Genomic DNA, 2,850 nt, shown 5'->3' with positions numbered 1-2,850 from the left:
TTATTGAAGCATCGCCCCAGTTAGTTGAAACAAGACTATTATTTTTGTGTCAAATCCAACTTTTTTTCAATACGATTTAATTTTTCTTTTTTCTTTTCTCATTTTTCTTTTTCGTATAACGCCAAAATAAAAATAAAATTACTATAAAAAATAAGAGATCTCCAAAATAAAGTAATTGAAAAATAATATCCCCTACATTTAACCTGGAATTCATAGTCTTCTCCTTATATACCATCTTATTTCAATCATTTCGCTTTAATTTGTTCTTAGGCAAAAACATTTATTGTAGGAGACTTATTTATTAATTTGTATTTTTTCCTTCTGAGTATTTGATTTAAAAAACAATTTCATCATTGGTGGCGTAACGATTGTTGTCACAAGTACTACCACAACAATGACTGCGAACATATCTTGGCTAAGGAGAGTAGATTCTAAACCAATAGCTGCAATAATCAATGCCACTTCACCACGTGAAACCATGGCTGAACGATCCCCCACGAACTATTCCAACCAAAAACAGCCCTATGTGTTTGATTTAGGAATTAAAATTGAATAGACCTTTTTAATAATAAAAGTTGAATTAGTGCAACCACTTTAGTGACAATTCTAATGTACTGCAAGTAAAGTCTCCAAAGTACGGTTAGTAATAGAGACTTAATGGCAACCAATCGATTTAAAATTATTTAAAAAAGCCGATTTTCCTTATTGAGAAGATCGGCTTTCTATACTTTGTGAAGAAATGTACTTAAACTAACCTGCTACCGTTAGTTAAATAAGGATAAAAAAAGAGCGACTTCTCAGCCATTCTAAATTAGCCATTTTTTGATTTTTGTTTATTCTGTTTATAAATATAATCGATTCTGTTCATTGTCCTATATCCTAAAATACCAAGGATTATTGTATATATCGTTGTTAAAATTAAGCCAAATATAGCCATCCAAAATAACGATGTTATCTTCCGTTTTTTGTTAAACACAACAAATTACCTCCACGAATTAATCGTTATTATCTTGCACTTATTAAGGGAGATTATTATAAATTTCCCATCATTCTCTTAGTATTAATGTTTAGCAAAAGTCGTTGCGTCTTATTCTAAATATAATTCTTCACAACATTTGCATCAAAAGGATTCCTTTCCAGAAATTACCTCAATAAAAGTACAGCTGCAATTACATGAAATGGAGCTTTCAACTCAATAATTAGATTAGGGAGGTTTAAGCATATGAATTTAAGTTGGATACTTGGGCTAATAATTTTATCTCAACAAGTGAATATGCCAGGAAGTTTAGTGATTACTAACAACAGTCATCCTATTTCAGTTGTCAACCGTACTAACTTTTCGATGCACTTGCCTCAAATACCGATTGTAGATTATCAAAAGCTAAAAAAATTTATGGACCAAATAGACCAGCAGGTTACCCAAAATCCTAAAAATGCAATTATAGATAAAAACGGTCATATTATACCAGAACAAGTCGGTTACTCTTTAAACCGCCAAGTTTTCGCAGAAAATATTTTTTCTTATTATTTTAATAATGGTTCATCTGAATTAGAAGTCCCCTTACTTGCTATTTATCCAAGGATCGACAGTGAATTACTTGGAAATATTAGAGGCGAAAAAATCGGGGAATATATAACATTCTTCAGTTCCAATAACAAAGAAAGAAACAATAACATTTATCTTGCTGCAAAAGCCATTAATAATTATGTTCTTTTTCCAGGTGAAATATTTTCCTTTAATAAAGTGGTTGGAGAAAGAACACCAGGAAAAGGATATATGCCTGCTACTGTTATCGTTAAAGGGGAACTTTCAGAAGACTATGGTGGTGGAATTTGTCAAGTATCATCTACCCTTTTTAATGCAGTTGATAATGCAGGTTTAAAAGTTGTTCAGCGTAATTCACACAGTAGAGAGGTTTCGTACGTTCCACCAAAGCGGGATGCCACTGTTAGTTGGAATGGACCTGATTTCATTTTTAAAAATGAATACAATCAACCTATACTCATACTTGCAAAGCCGATTGAAAACAAATTAAAAATTGAAATCTATTCTTCTGATGTAGTTACATATACCCCTAAGAAAGTGCCATATCTTCCCTATGAAAGGCATAACCCCAAGTAAATATACTTTGGGGCTTTTTATTACTAGCCTGCTTCAATAGCTCAAGAAGAAAGCCGCCAAAAACGGCAGCCCTGGATATTAAACTCTTGCACCCGTTTGTTTAAGTACATTAATTAGACTGTTAACATCTTTGCTTCTGAAGCGTTTTTCAATCATTGTCAACTATGAGAATACTGCAATTTTACGTGCGATAGATTCTGTTAAACGAGATGCCACTTTGGGAACAGCCCATTTAATAATTGGTGTTAACACCGCACCCGATAATCCGCCTGCATGGACTTCCACCCTACAAGTCATTGTAGTTTTACCATTAACATCTTCTGAAGTAAAGTGACCGCTTCCTGTAAAATTATCTGATAAACCTTTTAGTAAAAACTTAATATTTGAAGGTTCATTCCATTCGGTAATATCTACCTTCGCTTGTATTGTTTTTTTAATACCTTTCACACTGCCTTCAAATGTCCAAATAGATTGCTTGTCATTAATAATTTCATGTTCTTTATAGGCTGGTACTGTCGTTGCCCATTTTTCAAGATCACTAACATAATCCCAAACTGCTTGTACATCTACTGGAATTTCTACTGTATGTGTTCCTGTTGCCATTATGATTCCCACTTTCACTACGTATGAATTGTAAATTTATATTTCTACAAAATATAATTATTACATAAAAGACATAAATTTACATCATTAATTACACAGCTTTCCTTCTTCTAATAATTTTATTA

2 protein-coding genes and 1 pseudogene are annotated in these 2,850 nt (G+C 32.3%); 1 reads left to right on the top strand and 2 read right to left on the bottom strand.

The genetic code is table 11. From position 1 onward, the window contains the following. Positions 1-294 precede the first annotated feature (294 nt). Positions 295-486: pseudogene (locus V7161_RS30170) on the bottom strand (cation:proton antiporter domain-containing protein); the annotation flags it as partial. Between the two features lie 736 nt (positions 487-1,222). Between V7161_RS30170 and V7161_RS30165 the strand changes: the two are divergent. Then, positions 1,223-2,122, top strand: a complete 900-nt coding sequence (locus V7161_RS30165) for a VanW family protein (protein WP_335716441.1) — start codon at positions 1,223-1,225, stop codon at positions 2,120-2,122. A gap of 162 nt (positions 2,123-2,284) precedes the next feature. Here the strand turns inward: V7161_RS30165 and V7161_RS30160 are convergent, their stop codons facing one another. Next, the gene (locus tag V7161_RS30160) at positions 2,285-2,725 is read right to left on the bottom strand and encodes a CoxG family protein (RefSeq protein WP_335716440.1); all 441 of its coding nucleotides are present in this window, start codon (positions 2,723-2,725) and stop codon (positions 2,285-2,287) included. Between the last annotated feature and the right edge of the window lie 125 nt (positions 2,726-2,850).

Source organism: Neobacillus drentensis (assembly GCF_036965425.1).
Taxonomy (GTDB): Bacteria; Bacillota; Bacilli; order Bacillales; family Cytobacillaceae; genus Neobacillus; species Neobacillus drentensis_F.
The sequence above is the reverse complement of the archived record's forward strand: the minus strand, read 5'-3'. Positions and strand labels throughout refer to the sequence as shown.

Bases quoted from the DNA above. Each gene is read 5' to 3' on its own strand.
- V7161_RS30165 (WP_335716441.1), top strand. From the start codon at position 1,223: ATGAATTTAAGTTGGATACTTGGGCTAATAATTTTATCTCAACAAGTG.
- V7161_RS30160 (WP_335716440.1), bottom strand. From the start codon at position 2,725: ATGGCAACAGGAACACATACAGTAGAAATTCCAGTAGATGTACAAGCA.